We start from the raw sequence: 20,171 nt of genomic DNA, 5'->3' as shown, positions 1-20,171 counted from the left end.
TAAATTTTTACCAATGACCCCAAACCAGATTATCGGTTTTTTGAGTATGTAATACCAATAGTAAAACTTTATATTGCTGACATAACTGCTGTAAATGTTTTAATTGTTGTGGTTGTTGAGGTAAATAATCGACAACAAGTGTATGTGCCTGACCTGCTTTAATGATCTTTTCCAGCCAGCTAAAACGTAATTCCGCATCATCACAATGGAGTTTTATGCAGTAAGGTAAATCTGCAGAGGCTTTAATGTGATCACTCAAAATATAAGTCCATTTACGTTGTGTGCTGCGCAAATATATTTGTTGCACAGATTGACGTTGTGAAATATGGAATTGCTGAATACCAAAAAAGGGTATTTCGTTTTGTGTTGCGAGTAAATTAGCCATTGTTTTACCTGTTTGTTTATACAGTATGGATATACAGTAGTACTGTATAAATAAACATGCAAGTGTTTTTTTGGTTAATTTTTAACTAACGCTTTGGCCCAATGATATAAGCCTGGTAAACATGAAGAAGACGGATAGTTGTAAATTAACATGTAGTTAAAAGTTAAGGGTAAAAAGGGCGGGCCAGTCAGATAAAGCTAGTTTCAGCCTGTTCCTATTCTGGATCGCAGATATTTTATTCGGGGTAAAACAAACTCTTGTGCATACGGGACGCATAGCCATCTGTCATTCCTGCTATATAGTCGCAAATGACACGCATACCTTTTCCGGCTTTCTCAGCTTGCTGCCAGCGCAGACAAGTGTTGGCCGGGAGTAGTCGGGTAGGATCTGACGCAAAAGCATCAAACATTTGCATAATGAGTTGCTGCCCTTTGTATTCCAGTCGTTGAATGTCAGGGCGTTTAATTACATTTTTTAAAACAAATTCTTTAAACAGGTTTAGTGCGTCAAAACTGGGGGTATCCAGTGTGGCGTTATATTTCAGTAGTGCCTGTGTGAACAGGGAGTCGACCGGCTGAATAGAGATTGCGGTAATCAGCTTGTTGACCAGAGAACCAATAGCATCTTTTCGCCGGTAGTGATGCTGACTAAACAGGTTATCGGATAAAACTGTGGCTTGTTGTTGATACCAGATATCATCCAATTTTTGCAATTTTTCAGTCACCTGGCTGTCAAACACCGACTTTTCAATAATGCCTGTGGTTATCGCATCCTCTAAGTCATGGATGCCGTACGCTATATCATCAGCCAGTTCCATAATCGAACAGTCAAAGGATTTATACCGCGTACGCCGTTGTCTGCCTGTTGTGGATCTGGTCGAACAAAAACGTCTTTTGTCTTCTGCGGATAAGCAATCGGTTACCCATTCAAATATCTGTTTATCGTCCTGATAAAGTCCTTTCGGTGGCAGCCATTCGGATGCATGTAACTGACGAAAATTGGCCGGGATGCTGGCTTGTTGGCTTATTGGCCGCATTTGATCTATAAACCCCGGATATTTGATCAGACCAAGCATGCTGCGCCGGGTCAGGTTCATACCGTTGTTAGCCGTATAAGGTTCGAGTTTGGCTACAATTCGTAAGGTCTGACCGTTTCCTTCAAAGCCACCATGATCACGCATCATAAAATGTAATGCTGCTTCACCACCATGACCAAATGGCGGATGCCCAATATCATGGGCAAGGCAAAGGGTTTCGATTAAATTAAAGTCCAGTTGCAGCTCTTCGGTTAACTCCGGTTGTTTTTGTTGTAGCTGCGCTGCTATTCCCTGGCCAATCTGTGCGGCCTCCAGCGAATGGGTAAGCCGGGTGCGATGAAAGTCGTTGGCGCCCACGCTAAGAACCTGCGTTTTGGCCTGCAAACGTCGAAATGCAGCTGAGTGCAATACTCTGGCTTTGTCCCGTTGATAGGGGGTACGGTGATCATTATCTCTGGATGGATTTTTATCGCTGAAACGTTCGATCCAGTAGTTATGCATTATTGCCAGTCCTCCTGAGTAATTTCATCCAGACTCAGACTAAAACTGGGCATATAAGTTTGCATAAAATAATCCACTTCCTGTGAATGATAGTTTTTAATGATTTTATCCAGGCGTTTTTTTGCCAGATCGAATTCATGATTACCAGCAGCCAGTTCTTCCAGCGTTTTTAAGTAAGCACAGATCACATCCGCAGCTTTTACTAAAAATTGCTCAGCTTCGCTATGGTACTGGTTATCAATTAATGCAGCGTAATCTTCAGTGAAGTCGTCTGGCACCATATTAATCAGCTTTTGTTCTGCCAGTTTTTCAATTTTTTTATATTCGTGCTGTATGGCTGGGTTTGAGTATTTTACCGGGGTAGGTAAGTCGCCGGTTAACACTTCAGATATATCATGAAACAGGGCAATTGTAGCTATTTTAAAAGGGTCAACCCTGCCATTAAAGTAACGGTTTTTAATCAAAGCGAGTGCGTGGGCAACCATGGCCACCTGTAAACTGTGTTCCTGAACATTTTCGTTATTAATATTGCGCATGAGGGGCCAGCGATTAATGAGTTTCATACGGGCCAGGTGTGCGAAAAAGTGACTGCTTTTAGGAGTGTTGCTCATTTAAAATTCAAATTGACAGCTTTGTCATCAGATTAAACTAAGCCTGTGCAAGTGTTAAGGGTAAATTTGTGATTTACATCCATTTACATTGTAAAACTTGTATAAAATTCAGGCTGCGATTAAAACAGCAAGTATGTAAATGAAAATCCGGGGTATGTATGGCTGTTCCTTTGATTTGGTTAGGGGTAGGTGTGGGAAGCTGGCTGGTAGGTCAACACCTTCGGCAACAGGATATGCGGGCTAAAGGTGTGGTTGCTCAGTTTCCCGGTGAACGTGCCATTGCTGTAAAAGCTAAAGGCGGCGCCATTGTTTGCTGTGGGATCTATGGTGTTTTTGATCATTCTGGCATATGGCTTGACGATGGTGTAGCGGAGCTTAAAGGTAACGGATTGATTCGCGCCGTCTCTGCATCACGTTTTATGCAAAACCGCTCGGGCGATACCATTTTTATAGCCTGTGATTCATCGGGTAAGCCGTTAATTGATCCTTTAGCTGCGCAAAGGGCATCCGCACAGTTATTCAGTTATCGCGATTACCATGTGCTCAACAACAATTGTCATCGCTTCAGCTGGCAGTGTATTAGTGGTGAAAACAGGCGCATCACTCAATTTGCAACATTAAATCACTTGATGGCTGAGCATTTTCAACAAACTGTTTATTGGCATCCTCTGCAATATTGCTCATAAAAAGTTGAACACATAATTATTCTTTTAAGATTATTTCTGCATAAATCGAGCTAATTCGGCTTGTTATTCATAAGCTTATAAGGTCCTTAACCATTAACAGGAGGACATACTTATGCAATATCAGTTTTTATTAAATAACCTAAATGAAAGTGACAGACTTGAAGACAGTTTAATTAAACAAGGTATTAAAGCGTCAAACATTCATTTTATCAGCGAAAACAGCGCTGACTTCGCCGGACACAGAGTGCATGAAGCGTCCATTATTGAAGAACGGGATGTTGTGCATAAACTTGAGCGTGGTGCCATTGTTGGTTTGATAACAGGCTGTTTATTATCCTGGTTGTTGTATTTAAATCAGCCTTATGGATGGCAAATTAATGGGTTAAACGTGGTGTTTATTTTGTTTTTAACCATAGGATTTGGTGGCTGGATTGGTGGGCTAATTGGCATTAGTCATCGTAATTATCGATTAAGTGACAAGGATGGTGAATTACATCAGGGAAAAGCCATGATGCTGGTGTACAGCGATAAACAACATGAAAGTGTTATAAAAAATACCATTGCGGTTCAGTTCCCTGATGCACAGTTTGTGGGAATAAAAAGTCATTTCGACAACCCGTTAGTGGGTAAAAAAACCGTGCCGCTGGAGATGTAATTAATGCCTGAGTTTATCCCGGAACAATCCGAAGATGGTTCAGGTGTAAAGCGCATAGCCACCATTATTCCGAGTCGTCAGTTACAGGTAAGTGACCCGCTTAAGTGGATGGCTTATGCCTGGTTTGATTTTACGCGTGCACCTGTTGTTAGCTTGTTATTTGGTTTGTTTTTTCTTGTTATGCCCTGGGTAACCATTGCTCTTTTTAATGTAATCGGCTGGCACCTGGTATTGGTACCAGCCATTGTGTCTTTCATGTTAATTGGCCCTTATCTGGCCGGCGGGTTATATGATATTAGTTATCAGCTGCACAAAGGGAATCATCCCGCTTTTCGTCATTGTCTGGCAATCATAAAACAGTTTGCATTTCAGGCATGGAGATTTGGCATATTGTTGATGTTAATTATGTTGGTTTGGATGCGTATCGCGTCTTTGCTTCATCAACTTTATGAAGACAACGCAACCCATTCGCTGGTTAATTCGTTACCATTTATGGTGATAGGGGCATTGATTGGTTTGGCATTTGCGCTATTGGTGTTCTGTATCAGTGTGTTTACTCAGCCATTATTAATCGAGCGGCGGGTAGATATGTTGACCGCAGTGCTGACCAGTATGAATTGTGTCTGGCAAAACAAATACGTGATGTTGATTTGGGCAAGTATTATCGTGTTACTGGTATCAGTTAGCTTTTTTACCGGTTTTGTTGCCTTTACGGTGGTGATGCCTTTACTTGGCTTCGCCAGCTGGCATGGCTACCGTGATGCCATTATTACCCGACAATAAAATTAAGATAATTCTATTTCAATATCGCTGGTGGCCACACAACAACAGGGAAGAATTTCGTCGTCCTCGAAATAGGCTAAAGGCTCAGTAATATATTTTACTGAGCCTTTATTTAATTTAGTACGACAAGCGCCACAAAAGCCTTCGCGGCAGCTGGTATGCACTTCAAGATTGTTTACTTCTAATGACTCCAGAATCGTTTTTCTGGTTTGTTGTCTGAACTCTCCGTGGGATTTCACAACAATCATAAAAGCACACTCTTTATCACACATTTATCTATAGATCGAAGTCATCAAATTCGCTGCTGTCGACTTCAGAATCAATCTGACCAACCAGATATGAGCTGATTTCTGATTCCTGTGGTGCGACCTGCACATTATCTGAACTTAGGTAATTATTCATCCAGGGCAGAGGGTTACCAGATACCGCAAAGGGACTTCCTAAGCCAATCGCTTCCATACGGTTATTGGCAATGTATTCCACATACTGACACAGGATCTCCTGATTCAGACCAATCATTGAACCATGCTGGAACAAATAGGCTGCCCATTGTTTTTCCTGCTCAACCGCAGTTAAGAAGATATCTTTAGATTCCTGTTCACATTCTTTGGCAATCTCAGCCATTTCAGGATCATCTTTACCATTGCGCCACAGGTTTAAAATATGCTGTGTAGAGGTTAAGTGCAGATTTTCATCGCGGGCAATTAAGCGAATAATTTTTGAATTACCTTCCATCAGTTCGCGTTCGGCAAAGGCGAAGGTACAGGCAAAGGATACATAAAAACGAATGGCTTCAAGTGCGTTCACTGAACACATGCACAGATAAAGCTTTTTCTTTAACTGGTACATGTTAATTTCGTGAGTCTCACCATTAACCTGATGCGTGCCTTCACCCAGGGTTTGCCAGAGTTGAGTGGCAAAAATCAGATCGTCATAATATTTAGAGATATCTGTTGCGCGCTTTTTTATTTCCTGATTAACGACGATATCCTCAAATATCTGGCTTGGATCCGTGAACAGGTTACGCAGTATATGGGTATATGAGCGTGAGTGAATGGTTTCAAAAAAAGACCATGTTTCAACCCAGGTTTCCAGTTCAGGTAATGAAATAATTGGTAAAAACGCAATATTGGGACTGCGCCCCTGAATGGAGTCGAGTAGCGTCTGGTATTTTAAGTTTGAAATGAAAATATGTTTTTCAGATTCACTTAATTTTTGAAAATCAACCCGATCTTTACTGACATCTACCTCTTCCGGACGCCAGAAAAATGAGATTTGTTTTTCGATAATTTTTTCAAAAATACTGTGTTTTTGCTGGTCGTAGCGCGCAACGTTAACCGGATGACCAAAAAACATGGGTTCCTTTAACGCATCGGTAGTTACTTGGTTAAATGTCGTATATTTCATAAAACGTCTGAATAATGCAGGTTGTGTAACGCACGGGTTCACGACTACATACTTCCATGAACCCATTCCCCTTTTTTCATCACTGTTTTGGCAAGCTGTCCTGCCGCCAAATGCAACAGTGATTATTGTTATATTTTACAGGCGCCACCTTCACAGCCATCATCGGCTTCGGTTTCTACCTCAACTACAGCTTGTTGTTGCAGTTGTTTTTCTTCTACTTTATCAGCCGCACCGTCCCGGGTGTTGTGGTAATAAAGTGTTTTTACCCCCAGCTTATAGGCTGTAAGCAAATCTTTAAGTAACAATTTCATTGGTACTTTGCTGCCGTCATATTTAGACGGATCGTAACTGGTGTTCGCAGATATGGTCTGATCAACGAATTTTTGCATAATGCCGCATAATTGCAGGTAACCATCGTTGGATGGAATGCTCCATAACAATTCATATTTATCTTTCAGGTTCTCATAGTCGGGCACTACTTGTTTCAGCACACCGTCTTTACTGGATTTAATACTGATATGGCCGCGAGGAGGTTCAATACCGTTGGTTGCATTAGAAATCTGTGATGAGGTTTCCGAAGGCATCAGTGCCGAAAGTGTACTGTTGCGCAGACCATATTTAACAATATCCTGACGCAGGCTGTCCCAGTCATAGTGCAAAGGTTCATTACAGACTGCATCCAGATCTTTTTTATAGGTATCAATCGGCAGCAAACCCTGGGAGTAGGTGGTCTCGTTAAATTTCTTACAAGGCTCTGTTTCTTTGGCCAGGTTACATGATGCTTTTAACAAATAATACTGCATCGCTTCAAAGGTGCGGTGAATCAAGCCATTTGCACTGCCATCTGAATATTTAACGCCATTTTTGGCCAGATAATAAGCAAAGTTAATCACACCTATACCCAACGTACGGCGACCCATGGTGGCGTTATAAGCAGCAGGAACAGGATAATCCTGATAATCCAGCAGGCTATCTAATGCGCGTACTGTGATATCAGCCAGTTCCTCAAAGTCGTCCAACTCGGTTATCGCGCCTAAGTTAAAGGCGGATAATGTACACAACGCAATTTCACCTTCAGGATCATTGACATGGCTAAGGGGTTTGGTGGGTAACGCAATTTCCAGGCAAAGATTACTTTGACGCACCGGCGCAACTTTAGGATCGAACGGGCTGTGAGTATTACAGTGGTCAACGTTTTGCAGATAAATACGCCCGGTACTGGCACGTTCCTGCATAAACAAACCAAAGAGTTCAATCGCTTTAATACGCTTTTTACGAATGTTGTCATCCTGCTCATATTGCACGTACAGTTTTTCAAACAACTCCTGATCAGCGAAGAACGCATCATACAAACCCGGTACGTCAGAAGGGCTGAAAAGCGTAATATAATCGTCTTTGATGAGCCGCTGATACATGGTTTTGTTGAACTGCACGCCATAATCGAGGTGACGAACGCGGTTTTCTTCTACACCACGGTTATTCTTAAGAACAATAAGTGATTCCACTTCCATATGCCAAAGCGGATAAAACAAGGTTGCGGCACCACCACGAACACCACCTTGTGAACAACTTTTTACCGCTGTCTGGAAGTATTTATAAAAAGGAATACAACCTGTGTGGAAAGCTTCCCCGCCACGGATTTCACTACCTAATGCTCGAATTCGTCCCGCGTTGACACCAATACCGGCGCGTTGACTGACATATTTAACAATTGCGCTGGCAGTAGCGTTAATTGAATCGAGACTGTCATCGGCTTCAATCAATACACAGGAACTAAATTGGCGGGTAGGGGTACGTACACCGGCCATAATCGGTGTAGGTAAAGACACTTTAAAGGTTGATGTGGCATCGTAAAAACGCTTGATGTAATCCAGACGTTCAGCTTTGTCATATTTAGCAAATAAACAAGCTGCAACCAAAATATAGAGGAATTGTGCGCTTTCATAAATTTGACCGGTAACTCGGTTTTGAACTAAATATTTACCTTCTAGCTGTTTAACTGCAGCATAACTGAAGTTAAGGTCACGCCAGTGATCAATATAATCATTCAGTTCTGCAAATTCTTGTTCTGTATAATCTTCCAGCAAGTGTTTGTCATATTTACCCAGCTCCACCATATTCTTTACATGGTCGTACAGAGCAGGGGGTTCGAATTGACCATAAGCTTTTTTGCGCAAGTGGAAAATGGCTAGCCTTGCTGCCAGATACTGATAATCTGGTGATTCTTCACAAATTAAATCCGCAGCAGAACGGATGAGTGTTTCATGGATGTTTTCTGTTTTTATACCGTCGTGGAGATGAAGATGTGCTCTTAATTCGACTTGTGAAACTGAGACATTATTCAGTCCTTTAGCTGCCCAGGTGATTACCTTGTGTATTTTCTCAAGATCCAGGGATTCGGATTCTCCATTGCGTTTAGTTACTAATATATTATTCATGCCAGCCATCTTATATTGTTGTCATTAGCGCCCAATCAAGGTCGATCCTTGCGTTCCTCTCACTGATAACTCTTTAGGAGATAAATCTTGGTGTTTTTTGTAGGTAGAGTTAACAATACAACACAAGATAATGAGGTATGGGTGTTAATGCAACCCAATATATGGTGGTTAAATCGGCACTTAAGCCAAACGTAAATTTCGGGTTAGTAGCAGCTTACCGCAAAGCCTTTTATGTAAGTTAATTTGTCTGAATGCAACAATAAATATGACGTAAATTTGTCGCTAAAATATTTTAATTTAAAAAAATATTTTTATATGACATAACGATATATAGTGTTCAGAAAACAATCCAAGCACTATATATGGTTATTTGTGTAACTATAACTTGATACAAGTTAACAGGTAATTTACATCTACATTACGTGCTGACAGATAATACTGACTGCTCAACGGGTTAAGATGCAGGCCTGTTATATCTGATGCTTTGAGTTGCCCTTGTTCTATCCAGTTAATTAACTCAGAAGGTTTGATAAATCTGTCATGTTGGTGGGTACCACTGGGAACCAATTTAAGCCACTTTTCTGCTGCAAGAATTGCCATAAGATAGGACTTAATATTACGGTTTAATGTAGAGAAAAAAACCAAACCGCCTGGCTTACACAGAGATTCGCAGGAGCGCACTACTGATTCTGGTGCCGGAACGTGTTCGAGCATTTCTAAACAAGTAACAATGTCAAATTCACTTGCGTGTTGCTGCGCAAATTGTTCCGCTGTGCTCTGCTGGTAATCAACTTTTACTCCACTTTCCAGGCCATGTAACCTTGCAACAGATAACGAATCCTGTGCCATATCAATTGCAGTTACTTCAGCCCCCATTTTGGCCATGCTTTCTGCCAGAATGCCACCACCACATCCGACATCCAGTACTTTCTTGCCAAATAAACCGTTGGATTGGGAGGTGATATAATCAAGTCGCAACGGATTGATTTGATGCAGCGGTTTAAATTCACCTTCCAAATCCCACCATCGGCTAGCCAGGGCCGAAAATTTGTCAATTTCCTGTTGGTCGACATTTTCCAGTTGATTTAACGTTTGATTCATTGTCATTATTCACAGCTTTAGTTTGTCAGCATTATATACACGCATAATTTGAATTTATACGTTGATAAACGCAGTTGGCAGCTATTTTAGCCCGAATAATGACTGTTTATTTACAGCGGGCGATGATAGAATCAAGGGCTAATTAGAATAAGCAAAAATGCGCTAATTTCGCAGTTTACAGGTTGTTATCAATCACATTAGGTTGCGTTATAAAATTAAGTAGGGACTAGGCAGTATATGACTGATCACGCCAATCAAATTCTCCCCATCAATATCGAGGAAGAGCTTAAAAATTCTTATCTGGATTACGCAATGAGCGTAATCGTGGGTCGTGCATTACCGGATGTGCGTGATGGCTTAAAACCGGTTCACCGTCGCGTACTATTTGCGATGAACGAACTTAAAAACGACTGGAATAAACCGTATAAAAAGTCAGCACGTGTCGTTGGTGATGTTATTGGTAAATATCATCCTCATGGCGACTCTGCTGTATACGACACAATCGTGCGTATGGCACAGCCTTTTTCGTTACGTTATATGCTAGTCGATGGGCAGGGCAACTTTGGTTCTGTTGATGGTGACTCTGCGGCAGCCATGCGTTATACCGAAATACGTATGGCCAAAATATCCCATGAGTTGCTGGCTGACCTGGATAAGGAAACGGTTAATTTTGTACCTAACTATGATGGTACGGAACAAATTCCGGACGTTTTGCCAACCAAAATACCCAACTTACTGGTAAACGGGTCTTCTGGTATTGCTGTTGGTATGGCAACAAACATACCTCCTCACAATTTAACCGAAGTGATTAATGGCTGTATTGCCATGATTAACAATCCTGATATTACTATTGAAGAGCTGATTGCATTAATTCCGGGACCTGACTTCCCGACTGCTGCCATGATCAGCGGTAGAAAGGGAATCGAAGAAGCCTACCGCACTGGTCGTGGAAAAATTTATATGCGTGCCCGTGCGGAAGTTGAGACTGACGCTAATGGTAAAGAAACTATTATCGTCACAGAAATTCCTTATCAGGTTAATAAAGCTCGTTTAATCGAAAAAATTGCTGAACTGGTTAAAGAAAAGAAAATTGAAGGTGTTTCGGCATTGCGTGATGAGTCTGACAAAGATGGCATGCGCATTGTGATTGAGGTTAAACGTAATGAGTCGGGCGAGGTGTTGTTAAACCAACTGTATCGTAATACTCAATTACAAACCGTTTTCGGGATTAATATGGTGGCGCTGGATAATAACCAGCCCAAAGTATTTAACCTGACCGATATGCTTAAAGCCTTTATTCTGCATCGTCGTGAAGTCGTGACTCGCAGAACCGTTTATGAGCTGCGTAAAGCGCGCGATCGTGCTCATATATTGGAAGGTTTAGCCATTGCACTGGCTAATATTGATGAAATTATTGCACTGATAAAAGCGTCAGGTAGTCCGGCAGAAGCGAAAGTGGCATTAACGGCCAGTGGCTGGAAACTGGGTGATGTCGCTCAAATGCTTGAGCGCGCTGGTGTTGATGCGGCTCGTCCTGACTGGTTAGAGCCGGAATATGGTGTTCGTGAAGGATTATATTACCTTACCGAGCAACAAGCGCAGGCCATTCTGGATTTAAGATTACATAAGTTAACCGGTCTTGAGCACGATAAAATTCTTGCAGAATATCGTGAGTTAATGGAAGTAATCGCAGCGTTAATGCTGATTTTATCCAGTCCTGAGCGTCTTATGGAAGTTATTCGTGAAGAACTGGAACATGTTCGTAATGAATATGGTGATGAGCGTCGTACTGAAATTACAGCAGCTTCTCACGATATCGATATGGAAGATCTGATTGAGCAGGAAGATGTCGTAGTCACCTTGTCTCATGAAGGGTATGTTAAATATCAAAAATTAATGGATTACGAAGCGCAACGTCGTGGTGGCCGTGGCAAGTCTGCAACTAAAATGAAAGATGAAGATTTCATTGAAAAACTGCTGATTGCCAATACTCATGATCATATTTTGTGTTTCTCAACACGCGGACGACTGTATTGGCTTAAGACTTATCAGTTGCCTCTTGCTAGCCGAAATGCCCGTGGTCGTCCAATTGTAAATATATTGCCGCTTGAAGAGGGTGAGCGTATTACTGCAATTCTTCCCATTAAAGAATTTGTTGAAGATAAGTATGTGTTTATGGCTTGTGCCAGCGGAACCGTGAAGAAAACCGACCTAACACAATATTCGCGTCCGCGTGCTAACGGTATTATTGCGGTTAACTTACGTGATGACGATGAATTAATTGGTGTCTCACTGACAGATGGCGACAGCGATATTATGTTGTTCTCAGATGCAGGAAAAGTTGTACGTTTCCATGAGTCTCAGGTTCGTCCAATGGGGCGTACAGCCACAGGCGTGCGTGGTATGAAACTGCAAGATGAACAAAAAGTCGTCTCGCTAATTGTTCCGCATAGTGATGGTGCCATTCTGACTGCCACTGAAAATGGTTATGGTAAACGTACGCCATTAGATGATTACCCTGCTAAGAGCCGTGCTACTCAGGGCGTTGTATCAATTAAAGTGTCTGAGCGTAATGGCTCTGTGGTTGGCGCTGTTCAGGTTGATGATGAAGATGAAATTATGCTTATTAGTGATAAGGGCACGTTGGTGAGAACCCGGGTGTCTGAAGTCTCTACTGTTGGGCGTAATACTCAGGGCGTTATTCTGATACGTACCATAGAAGGTGAGCACGTGGTCGGGTTACAACGTATAGAAGAAATTGCTATTGCTGATAACGAGTTGGCAGAAGAAATTGATGCTGAAGTTGAAGCGTCAGACAGCAATGATGAGGCATAATGCATAGGTTAAAGCCTCATCAGGTTTGATAGTACACGAGCGGTTTTATACCGCTCGTTTTGTTTTTAATTTTCATTAACGGATATACAACGTGAGTAGCTACAATTTCTGTGCTGGTCCAGCCATGTTGCCAGCAGATGTCATGAAACAGGCTCAACAAGAATTTATTGATTGGCAGGGGCAAGGTTGTTCGGTGATGGAAATAAGCCATCGCAGCGCAGCTTTTATTGAACTTGCGGCTCAGGCTGAGCAGGATTTACGTGAGTTGATGACGATTCCCGATGATTATGCCGTATTATTTTGTCACGGCGGTGGACGTGGCCAGTTTTCCGCTATTCCTCAAAATTTATCTCAATCGGGACAAGCCGCGGATTATCTGGTCAGTGGTGCCTGGTCAAAGAGTGCTGTTGATGAAGCTAAAAAATATGTTGATGTGAATATTGCAGCAACAATCGGTTTTACTGACGAGGAATGGAAAGCGCCAGAACAAAATACATGGAGCTTATCTGAAAATGCAGCCTATTTTCATTACTGCCCGAATGAAACTGTCGATGGCATTAAAATGCCTTACATTCCACAAAATATAAAAGCGCCACTGGTTGCAGACTTATCTTCAATGATTTTATCTGAACCGGTCGATGTAGAAAAATTTGGGCTCATTTATGCAGGTGCACAAAAAAACATCGGCCCATCAGGTTTGTCGGTTGTCATCGTTCGTCGTGATTTACTGGGAAATGCCAGAGCAAATACACCTTCTATCATGGACTACCAGTTACTGGATAAGCATGATTCTATGTTTAATACGCCGCCTACTTATGCCTGGTACTTAGCTGGATTGGTATTTAAGTGGTTAAAAGAGCAGGGTGGTGTAGAAAAAATGCACCAGTTAAATCAACAAAAGGCACAATTGTTATATCAGACTATTGATCAATCAGACTTTTATAATAACCGAGTGCCAGTTGAATACCGCTCTTTAATGAATGTGCCGTTCCAGTTGGCTGACTCTTCATTAGACAGTGCGTTTTTGCAACAAGCTGAACAACAAGGGTTGCTCGCTTTGAAAGGTCACCGCATGGTTGGTGGTATGCGTGCCAGTATATATAACGCTATGCCATTAAGTGGTGTGCAGGCGTTAACTGATTTTATGCAGGATTTTGTCAGGAGAATGGGATAATGGAATCACTACGTTTAGAGCCCATTAGCAAAGTAAACGGTACTGTGAATGTACCGGGTTCTAAAAGTCTATCAAATCGCGCGTTGTTACTGGCCGCATTGTCTAAAGGTGAAACACATTTAACTAATTTACTCGACAGTGATGATATTCGTCATATGTTAAATGCCTTAAGCAAATTAGGCATTCAATATCAGTTATCTGATTGTAAAACCGAATGTGTGGTGCAGGGTAATAATGGTGCATTTAATGTTACTGAGCCTGTTGAATTATTTTTAGGGAATGCAGGCACTGCGGTACGTCCGTTATGTGCGGCATTGGCAGCATCAAAGGGTACGTTCACTGTTACAGGGGAGCCTCGTATGGAAGAGCGTCCAATTAAACCTCTTATTGATGCTCTTAAGACTATTGGTGCCGATATTGTCTGTCAGAAGAATGAAGGTTTTGTGCCTATGGTGATTTCTGGTGCTGAGCTTAATGGAACAAATATTAGAATCGATGGCACTCTTTCCAGTCAGTTCTTAACCGCATTGTTAATGATGTCACCATTGCTGGAAGGCGATACCACGATTAATATCGAAGGTGATCTGGTTTCCAAACCCTATATCGACATTACCTTAGATACCATGGCTAAATTTGGGGTTGAGGTGGAAAATAATCAGTATCAGTCTTTTGTTATTCGTGCGGGACAATCTTATATCGCCCCTGGACATTTTTTGGTGGAAGGTGATGCATCTTCCGCCTCATATTTTTTAGCAGCAGGTGCAATCAAAGGTGGCACGGTGCGTGTAACTGGTGTTGGCAGTGAAAGCATTCAGGGTGATATCCGTTTTGCTGACGTATTGGAAGCAATGGGAGCCAATATAAGTTGGGGTAATGACTATATTGAAGTGCAAGGTGCTCCACTTAAAGCAGTAGATGTTGATTTAAATCATATTCCAGATGCGGCAATGACAATCGCAACTGCGGCATTGTTTGCAGAGGGCACTACCCGAATCAGTAATATCTATACCTGGCGTCTGAAAGAGACCGACCGTTTAGCCGCCATGGCGACAGAATTGCGTAAAGTGGGCGCTGAGGTAGTAGAAGGTGAAGACTTTATTGAAATCACACCGCCACAACAGCTATCGCTCGCCAGTATCGATACTTATGATGATCACCGTATGGCAATGTGTTTCTCTCTTGTGGCACTAAGTAATACACCGGTTGTGATTAACGACCCGGGCTGTACAGCCAAGACATTTCCTGATTATTTTCAACGATTGTCATCAATCAGTATTATTTAAATCGTATTCTTCGCGCCCGGGATTGCGGTATCGCAAACCGCTTGATTGCTATCTGGCGGTTTGCGCGTATAATACCGCGCGAATTTTAAACTATAGATCGAATAACGGAGTCTCGATTCAATGTTAGAAACTGTCCCAGTGATAACGATTGACGGGCCAAGTGGTGCAGGCAAAGGTACGGTAAGTGCATTATTGGCTAAGCATTTGGGGTGGCAATTTCTGGATAGTGGTGCGCTATACCGCGTGTTAGCGATAGCAGCTATGCATCATCAAATTGAAGCGGATGACGAACAGGGTTTAATTCCTTTGGCGTCCGGTTTGGATGTTACCTTTATAGGTCAGGAGCATGGCTGTAAAGTTGTTCTTGAAGGTGAAGATGTCAGTGATTTAATACGAACCGAAGAAGTGGGTGCCTTTGCATCAAAAGTTGCTTCGATACCTACAGTGCGGGAAGCGTTATTACGTCGTCAACGTGCGTTTAGAGAAATGCCAGGTTTGGTCGCAGACGGACGTGATATGGGGACTGTGGTATTCCCCAACGCAAAAGCTAAAATATTTTTAACTGCCAGTGCCGAAGAACGTGCGCAGCGCAGATACAATCAGTTGAAAGCAAGTGGGCGCAATGTTAGCATTGACAACCTTTTGCAGGACATAAAGGCACGTGATGAGCGGGATATGAATCGTTCCGTTGCGCCGCTGGTGCCGGCAGATGACGCTCTTGTACTAGACTCAACTTCGTTGAGTGTTAAACAAGTGCTTGATTCTGTTATTGAATTTGTAAGTCAAAAGCAATAAATGAATTTTTAACCAGCTTGTTTTAAGGAATGAAACGGGCTTTTACGAACAACCCCACATTAGCCGGATTGCTAAGTGGATGTCAATAAGATGAAATCATGACCGAAAATTTTGCTCAACTTTTTGAAGAAAGTTTAAAAGAACTTGAAACCCGTCCAGGTGCCATCGTTAAAGGTACTGTTGTTGGTATCGATAAAGATATTGTATTAGTAGACGCGGGCCTGAAATCTGAAAGTGCTATTCCTACTGAACAATTTAAAAATGCTGAAGGCGAAATCGAAATCGCTATCGGTGATGTTGTTGATGTAGCACTGGACGCGGTAGAAGACGGCTTCGGTGAAACAATCCTGTCTCGTGAAAAAGCTAAACGTCACGAAGCCTGGGTTGAGCTTGAAAAAGCATATGAAGAAAAATCCACGATTCTTGGTGTTATCAACGGTAAAGTTAAAGGTGGCTTTACGGTTGAAGTTAACGCTGTTCGTGCGTTCTTGCCTGGTTCATTAGTAGATGTACGTCCAGTACGTGACACTACTCACCTGGAAGGCAAAGAACTTGAATTCAAAGTTATCAAACTTGATGCTAAGCGTAATAACGTTGTTGTATCTCGTCGTGCTGTTATCGAAGCCGAAAGCAGTGCAGAGCGTGATGAATTACTGGCTAACCTTGACGAAGGTATGGAAGTTAAAGGTATCGTTAAGAACCTGACTGACTACGGTGCATTCGTTGATTTAGGTGGTGTAGATGGTCTTCTGCACATCACTGATATGGCTTGGAAACGTGTTAAGAATCCAGCTGAAGTGGTTAGTGTTGGTGATGAAATTAACGTTAAGATCCTTAAGTTCGATAAAGAGAAACAACGTGTATCTTTGGGCATGAAGCAAATGGGAAGCGATCCTTGGCAGGAAATTGCCGCTCGTTACCCAGAAGGTGCCAAGATCTCTGGTCAGGTTACTAACCTAACTGACTACGGCTGTTTCGTAGAAATCGAAGACGGCGTTGAAGGTCTGGTTCACGTTTCTGAAATGGATTGGACTAACAAGAACATTCACCCATCTAAAGTTGTTAACTTAGGTGACACTGTTGAAGTAATGGTTCTGGAAATCGACGAAGAACGTCGTCGTATTTCTCTTGGCCTGAAACAGTGCAAGATGAATCCTTGGGAAGAGTTCTCTACCACTCACAATAAAGGCGATAAAGTTACTGGTAAGATCAAGTCAATCACTGACTTCGGTATCTTCATCGGTCTTGATGGTGGTATCGATGGTCTGGTTCACTTATCTGACATCTCTTGGAACAAAGCGGGTGACGAAGCCGTTCGTGAATATAAGAAAGGCGACGAAATCGAAGCTATCGTTCTACAAGTTGATCCAGAGCGTGAGCGTATCTCTCTTGGCGTTAAGCAAATCGACGAAGATCCGTTCAATAAGTATCTGACAGACAACAAGAAAGGTGCTATCGTTACTGGTAACGTTACCGCTGTAGACGCTAAAGGCGTAACTGTTCAACTGGCAGAAGATGTTGAAGGTTATGTTCGTGTTGCTGACCTTTCTCGTGACCGCATTGAAGATGCTTCAGAAGTGGTTAAAGAAGGTGATGAAATCGAAGCTAAATACGTTGGCGTTGATCGCAAAAACCGCGTAATCACTTTGTCTGTTAAGGCAAAAGACCAAGCGGATGAGAAAGATGCGATTGATAAAGTAAATCAGCAACAAGATGACGCTGGTTTTGCTAACGCAATGGCCGAAGCTTTCAAAGCTGCCAAAGGCGAAGAGTAATTGATAAGGGAGTGTCTTGGCACTCCCAGTAGTGCAACATAGGTTGTACTGGTTTTTATTTAAACGCTGAGGTGAATATGACGAAATCGGAATTAATCGAAAGATTGATTATGAAAGCACAGCAACTTCCGGCTAAAGATGTCGAAGGTGCTGTTAAAGAAATGCTGGAACAGATGGCGCAAACTTTACAAAAAGGTGAGCGTATTGAAATCCGGGGTTTTGGTAGCTTCTCACTTCACTTCAGAGCGCCACGTGTTGGTCGAAACCCGAAAACCGGTGAAACGGTTAAACTTGAAGGTAAATATGTACCTCATTTTAAACCGGGTAAAGAGCTGCGTGAGCGAGTAAATGAAAATCTCACTCATTAATCGCGTAAAAATAGTTTAATATAAACGGCATTCTTAGGAATGCCGTTTTTGTATCTGTACCAAACGCCCGTAAAGAGGTCACATTGAAAACTTTTTTAACTGCGCTGATTTTTATATTTGTATTGTTAGTTGCGATAGCTGTGGGATCGCAAAACGAGCAAGTAGTCGATGTTAATTATCTACTGGCTGTAACTTCCTTGCCTCTGTCTACTGTTATTGCCATTTGTATCGGCATTGGGATCCTGTTAAGCCTGATTTTATTATTGGGTTACATATTAAAGTTAAAATGGCAGATTGTTCGGTTACAAAAACGTATTAAACAGCTTAATCAACCATAATCACATGTTAGAACTTTTATTTTTATTGTTACCCGTCGCCGCTGGATATGGATGGGTAATGGGACGTAATAGCGTCAGGCAAGCGCAGCGCAAACAGTCCCGAATATTATCCCGTCATTATTACAAGGGATTAAATTTCCTGCTGTCTGATCAACCTGACAAAGCGGTAGATATTTTAATCAAGATGATTGATGTCAACACCGGTACGGTTGAAACCCACATTGCTATGGGGAATTTCTTTCGTCATAGAGGTGAACTTGATCGCGCTATTCGTATTCATCAGAACCTGGTTTCTCGAGAAGAGTTAGCGCCAGAGCTAAAAGCACAGGCTTTAAAAGAGTTAGGTCGGGATTATATTTTATCTGGTTTTTTAGAACGGGCAGAGAGCGCATTTTTGCAATTGCTTGATAGCGACAAATTTTATATTGAAGCCCAGCAGCAACTATTCAATATTTATCAAACCACCAAAGAATGGGACAGGGCGATAGAACTCGCTGAAAAGATGGTTGAAAACCATGGAGACAGCGATGATATATGTTTGCGTGTAGCACACTTTTATTGTGAACAAGCTAATGTTTTACGCAGTAAAGGTGAAAATAAAAACGTGGAAAAGCTTTTGCAAAAGGCGGTGATGGCGGACCCTAAAGCGGTACGTCCCTGGCTGATGTTGGGTGAGATATGTATAGCAAGCGAAGAATACAAACAGGCATTTATCTACTTAGTCGAAGTTCCAAAACGTGATGTAACCTGGTTAAGTGAAGCGGTTCCTTTAATGGAGCAGTGTGCAGAGCGAACCCAAAATTGGGCACCATTTGAAGAAGTACTAGAACAATACTGGCAGCAATGTGCGACTGCTTATTTGGCTAAAAGTCGGATGATGGCCAGGCAATTGTCTGACGCCGATGCGTCAGAGTTTTTGTTTCAGCAATTACGTAGAAGTCCGACTATGAAGGGCTTTAATCAGTTGCTGGGTCTGTATATTAAAACCGGCGGTAAAGAAAGTGGCGGTAAAAGCTTAAAGTTACTGCAGAATTTAGTTGAAGAACAAATTTTAAGGCGCCCCAAATACCGTTGTAGTAGCTGTGGATTTTCGGGAAGAAGTCTGCACTGGTTATGCCCATCGTGTAAGAAATGGGGCGTGGTAAAACCAATAAAAGGTCTGGATGGGGAATAGAGTGAGTCAGTCAAAAATAATCGTAGCGTTGGACTTTAATCAGCAGCAACAAGCGTTAAATTTCATTGATAAGGTAACACCCGATTTATGTCGCTTAAAAGTTGGAAAAGAGATGTTTACTCATTTCGGGCCGGATTTTGTAAAGACCTTAACGAAACGGGGATTTGATGTTTTTCTGGATTTGAAATTTCACGATATTCCAAACACAGTGGCAAAAGCATGTATCGCGGCGGCAGATTTAGGTGTTTGGATGGTGAATGTGCACGCCTCAGGCGGCCGCAATATGATGGAAACCACAGCAGCTGCATTAAATGGTTTGCCACAACCACCGAAACTGATTGCTGTTACTGTTTTAACCAGTATGCAATCAGATGATTTAAAAGAAGTTGGGATCAATGTAGAGCCGGCTGAGCATGTTAAGAAACTTGCAACGTTAACGAAAGAGTGTGGACTTGATGGGGTAGTTTGTTCGGCGCATGAGGCTGAAATGTTAAAGACAAGTCTTGGAAAACAATTTGAATTAGTTACGCCAGGTATTCGCCCGATAGGCAGTGCAGCAAATGATCAACAACGCATTATGACGCCAGAACAGGCTATAAAAGCGGGTGTTGATTATATGGTTATTGGACGACCGATTACACAGTCCAGCGACCCAATAGCCACTTTACAGCAAATTAATCAATCCATAACGGTATAGAGTTTATTTATGACCCGTCCTAAGATAGGTTGACAGTTTTTAGGCCAGCTCAAGTAGCTGGCCTTTTCTATTATGCACCTGATTAGGTGTTTGCATATCTAAACTCAGGTGCGGCCTCATTTCATTGTA

At 42.1% G+C, this 20,171-nt stretch carries 19 protein-coding genes; 12 read left to right on the top strand and 7 right to left on the bottom strand.

Translation table 11 applies throughout. From position 1 onward, the window contains the following. Window positions 1-7 precede the first annotated feature (7 nt). The 3 genes from H8B19_RS00095 to yfbR form a co-directional block, all read right to left on the bottom strand. On the bottom strand, window positions 8-385 hold the full coding sequence (locus H8B19_RS00095) for a hypothetical protein (RefSeq protein WP_186504745.1): 378 nt from the start codon (window positions 383-385) through the stop codon (window positions 8-10). Between the two features lie 235 nt (window positions 386-620). Further along, a complete protein-coding gene (locus H8B19_RS00090) occupies window positions 621-1,922 on the bottom strand; it encodes an anti-phage deoxyguanosine triphosphatase (protein ID WP_186504744.1) in 1,302 nt (433 codons plus the stop codon). Beyond that, window positions 1,922-2,533 (bottom strand): 5'-deoxynucleotidase, encoded by a 612-nt coding sequence (gene yfbR, locus H8B19_RS00085; RefSeq protein ID WP_186504743.1) that lies wholly within the window; start codon window positions 2,531-2,533, stop codon window positions 1,922-1,924. Before yfbR ends, H8B19_RS00090 begins: the two co-directional genes overlap by 1 nt. A gap of 158 nt (window positions 2,534-2,691) precedes the next feature. Between yfbR and H8B19_RS00080 the strand changes: the two genes are divergently transcribed. From H8B19_RS00080 to H8B19_RS00070, 3 genes are all read left to right on the top strand, one after another. Beyond that, complete coding sequence (locus H8B19_RS00080; protein ID WP_186504742.1) at window positions 2,692-3,219, top strand: hypothetical protein; 528 nt, start codon at window positions 2,692-2,694, stop codon at window positions 3,217-3,219. 112 nt (window positions 3,220-3,331) lie between these two features. Next, a complete protein-coding gene (locus H8B19_RS00075; protein WP_186504741.1) occupies window positions 3,332-3,874 on the top strand; it encodes a hypothetical protein in 543 nt (180 codons plus the stop codon). A gap of 3 nt (window positions 3,875-3,877) precedes the next feature. Beyond that, entirely contained in the window at window positions 3,878-4,657 is a 780-nt protein-coding gene (locus tag H8B19_RS00070; RefSeq protein ID WP_186504740.1) for a DUF2189 domain-containing protein, read from the top strand. 2 nt (window positions 4,658-4,659) lie between these two features. Here the strand turns inward: H8B19_RS00070 and yfaE are convergent, their stop codons facing one another. The 4 genes from yfaE to ubiG all read right to left on the bottom strand — a co-directional run bounded on the left by yfaE (window position 4,660) and on the right by ubiG (window position 9,609). Beyond that, on the bottom strand, window positions 4,660-4,905 hold the full coding sequence (gene yfaE / locus H8B19_RS00065; RefSeq protein WP_241737427.1) for a class I ribonucleotide reductase maintenance protein YfaE: 246 nt from the start codon (window positions 4,903-4,905) through the stop codon (window positions 4,660-4,662). Between the two features lie 28 nt (window positions 4,906-4,933). Further along, complete coding sequence (gene nrdB / locus H8B19_RS00060) at window positions 4,934-6,064, bottom strand: class Ia ribonucleoside-diphosphate reductase subunit beta (protein WP_186504738.1); 1,131 nt, start codon at window positions 6,062-6,064, stop codon at window positions 4,934-4,936. 128 nt (window positions 6,065-6,192) lie between these two features. Beyond that, window positions 6,193-8,502 (bottom strand): class 1a ribonucleoside-diphosphate reductase subunit alpha, encoded by a 2,310-nt coding sequence (gene nrdA / locus H8B19_RS00055; RefSeq protein ID WP_186504737.1) that lies wholly within the window; start codon window positions 8,500-8,502, stop codon window positions 6,193-6,195. 378 nt (window positions 8,503-8,880) lie between these two features. After that, complete coding sequence (gene ubiG, locus H8B19_RS00050; RefSeq protein WP_241737426.1) at window positions 8,881-9,609, bottom strand: bifunctional 2-polyprenyl-6-hydroxyphenol methylase/3-demethylubiquinol 3-O-methyltransferase UbiG; 729 nt, start codon at window positions 9,607-9,609, stop codon at window positions 8,881-8,883. 231 nt (window positions 9,610-9,840) lie between these two features. Here ubiG and gyrA point away from each other — a divergent pair, with 231 nt between their 5' ends. The 9 genes from gyrA (at window position 9,841) to pyrF (ending at window position 20,042) form a co-directional block, all read left to right on the top strand. After that, on the top strand, window positions 9,841-12,438 hold the full coding sequence (gene gyrA, locus H8B19_RS00045; RefSeq protein ID WP_186504736.1) for a DNA topoisomerase (ATP-hydrolyzing) subunit A: 2,598 nt from the start codon (window positions 9,841-9,843) through the stop codon (window positions 12,436-12,438). Between the two features lie 91 nt (window positions 12,439-12,529). Further along, window positions 12,530-13,612 carry a 3-phosphoserine/phosphohydroxythreonine transaminase gene (gene serC / locus H8B19_RS00040; protein ID WP_186504735.1) on the top strand — a complete coding sequence of 361 codons (1,083 nt, stop codon included), beginning with the start codon at window positions 12,530-12,532 and terminating at the stop codon, window positions 13,610-13,612. After that, window positions 13,612-14,895 (top strand): 3-phosphoshikimate 1-carboxyvinyltransferase, encoded by a 1,284-nt coding sequence (gene aroA / locus H8B19_RS00035; RefSeq protein WP_186504734.1) that lies wholly within the window; start codon window positions 13,612-13,614, stop codon window positions 14,893-14,895. The genes serC and aroA overlap by 1 nt, the downstream gene beginning before the upstream one ends. Before the next feature lie 120 nt (window positions 14,896-15,015). After that, complete coding sequence (gene cmk, locus H8B19_RS00030; protein WP_186504733.1) at window positions 15,016-15,690, top strand: (d)CMP kinase; 675 nt, start codon at window positions 15,016-15,018, stop codon at window positions 15,688-15,690. Window positions 15,691-15,788: 98 nt separating this feature from the next. After that, window positions 15,789-17,465 (top strand): 30S ribosomal protein S1, encoded by a 1,677-nt coding sequence (gene rpsA / locus H8B19_RS00025; protein WP_186504732.1) that lies wholly within the window; start codon window positions 15,789-15,791, stop codon window positions 17,463-17,465. Window positions 17,466-17,542: 77 nt separating this feature from the next. Beyond that, complete coding sequence (gene ihfB / locus H8B19_RS00020) at window positions 17,543-17,833, top strand: integration host factor subunit beta (RefSeq protein WP_186504731.1); 291 nt, start codon at window positions 17,543-17,545, stop codon at window positions 17,831-17,833. A gap of 83 nt (window positions 17,834-17,916) precedes the next feature. Beyond that, window positions 17,917-18,171 carry a lipopolysaccharide assembly protein LapA domain-containing protein gene (locus H8B19_RS00015; RefSeq protein ID WP_186504730.1) on the top strand — a complete coding sequence of 85 codons (255 nt, stop codon included), beginning with the start codon at window positions 17,917-17,919 and terminating at the stop codon, window positions 18,169-18,171. Between the two features lie 4 nt (window positions 18,172-18,175). Continuing rightward, complete coding sequence (gene lapB / locus H8B19_RS00010; RefSeq protein WP_186504729.1) at window positions 18,176-19,345, top strand: lipopolysaccharide assembly protein LapB; 1,170 nt, start codon at window positions 18,176-18,178, stop codon at window positions 19,343-19,345. Between the two features lies 1 nt (window position 19,346). Further along, complete coding sequence (gene pyrF / locus H8B19_RS00005) at window positions 19,347-20,042, top strand: orotidine-5'-phosphate decarboxylase (RefSeq protein WP_186504728.1); 696 nt, start codon at window positions 19,347-19,349, stop codon at window positions 20,040-20,042. Window positions 20,043-20,171 lie beyond the last annotated feature (129 nt).

The organism is Neptunicella marina (assembly GCF_014270035.1).
Lineage (GTDB): Bacteria > Pseudomonadota > Gammaproteobacteria > Enterobacterales > Alteromonadaceae > Neptunicella > Neptunicella marina.
The sequence above is the reverse complement of the archived record's forward strand: the minus strand, read 5'-3'. Positions and strand labels throughout refer to the sequence as shown.